This window comes from Pseudomonas sp. LP_7_YM, from assembly GCF_004364435.1.
Taxonomy (GTDB): Bacteria; Pseudomonadota; Gammaproteobacteria; order Pseudomonadales; family Pseudomonadaceae; genus Aquipseudomonas.
Map to the genome: position 1 here is coordinate 1 of NZ_SOCT01000037.1, position 1,723 is coordinate 1,723.

The following is a 1,723-nucleotide window of genomic DNA, read 5'->3' on the forward strand; positions in this document are numbered from 1 at the left end:
CAGTTTGAAGGTACGTGTCAGGTGCGGCTTTATATCGTTGGCGGCCCAAATCCGTTGCACGCTAGCCGGTGAAATACCCGCGACACGCGCCATGCCGCGACAGCTCCAGCGCGGCTGGCCGATACGCGGTTGGGTGACCTGTTCGAGGGTTCGTTTCAAGGCTTCGACAGGCAGTGAGGACTTGCGACCTCGCCCAGGCAGATCGACCAAGCCTTGCAAGCGCAGCTCTTGGAAGCGCTTGCACCAGCGCGTGACTGAAACGACCGAGAGGCCAGCCAACCTGGCAATTTCGTTGCGTGAACAACCTTGAGCTGCCAGTAAAATCACTCGCGCCCGACGACCGTCGCGCTGGCTGATGGTGGCTGACCGCAGGCGCCGACTCAACTCGGTCTGTTCGTCTTCACTGAGCACGATGTCTTGAGAATTCATGGCCCCACTTCACGTTCTGACCGACTCTGAAAGCGTAGCTCAAATGAGAAATTTATTTCTGAGACAGCACACTAGGTCAAGCACTCAAGCGCCTACCAACGGCAACTTCGGCTGAGGATGACGAAGAGCTTGCCGTGAACTGCGCGCCCGTATTGCTTGGCTGAATACCCCACCTCTTAGCGGGCGGTGGGGTTTACGAATCGCTTACGACGTTGCCGTACTGCAACTGCGGTCGCCACGCCACTGAGTGATGGAGTCGGCCATCTTGCTAACTACGTCACAGTAAAGCTGGCCATTCTCGCCTATGGCATGAAGCTTATCACTTGTTTAGCGTAAGAATTAGCTTTAGGAATTCTAGACTCCTTCAAGTAACGCTCTAAGAACTGCTTACCTTTTTTTGCCATTAAAAGTTCGATACCATTTGCCAATAGAAAACCAAGCGCATATCCCTGGGAAATAATATTTTTTTCTTTATCAGCTTCTGATGGCTCCTCCCCGACGGGGTAATCCTGCTCATCTGCCATACCATGCAAAGCTTTATATTTATTCATCGAATACTTTTTAAGATCTTTAGTACTGGTAGCAAACAGAGCTTCAAGCTCATTGAGCGTCAGCTGAGATCTATTGATCGCAGCGCCGTCTATGTCAGCGAAGACGTCTGCATACCCATCAATAACTTTTATTGCTAGCTCGGATTTTAGCTCAACTACTAATTCAGCATAAGCATTAGAGTTAACAATAACTCTTGCCATTTCAGAATAATTACTCACCAAACGTCTACTCCTTTTATGATCCTAAGTAAATTCGATCCAACATGCCGGAATGAATCAACTGCCTCGTGCTCCCAAGGCGTAAGTGAAAGTAGGTTTGACGCCTCATGCACTCCATCTCCACCAACACGCTGAGGTATATCGTTATGGTGCAGCTCCATAGATACGTCTTTTTGGCTGATTTCAAGTGTCTTACGGTTCATTACCTCCACGGTCATTTTAGGCGCCCTACCCTCAGCCATCTCAGCCATGTTGGCAGGAGAGTACGCCTGAGTGGGTGCTTTGGCTTCCGCTTTCCAATATTTGCTTCTAGCCGTTCCCCAACACTCCCAACCCCATGGATCAACCCACGCCGTTGGGTTCGGAACGTACCGATAAAGGTTCATCCCCCCATCAAGTCCAATCGGATCCTGCGTAATAAACCGCCCCACCTGCGGATCGTAATACCTGAACGTGTTGTAGTGAAGCCCCGTCTCGTCGTCGAAGTACTGACCTTGAAACCTAAGGTTTTGCTCGATGTCGCT

The 1,723-nt window shown here is 50.4% G+C and carries 3 protein-coding genes; all 3 read right to left on the minus strand.

The window, feature by feature from the left end:
- Nucleotides 1-429 (minus strand): helix-turn-helix domain-containing protein (locus EC915_RS24665; RefSeq protein WP_133753064.1); only part of this gene is annotated, 429 nt, incomplete at its 3' end.
- A gap of 302 nt (nucleotides 430-731) precedes the next feature.
- Nucleotides 732-1,199 carry a hypothetical protein gene (locus tag EC915_RS24670; RefSeq protein WP_133753065.1) on the minus strand — a complete coding sequence of 156 codons (468 nt, stop codon included), beginning with the start codon at nucleotides 1,197-1,199 and terminating at the stop codon, nucleotides 732-734.
- Nucleotides 1,196-1,723 (minus strand): RHS repeat-associated core domain-containing protein (locus EC915_RS24675; RefSeq protein ID WP_133753066.1); only part of this gene is annotated, 528 nt, incomplete at its 5' end. The genes EC915_RS24675 and EC915_RS24670, both read right to left, overlap by 4 nt.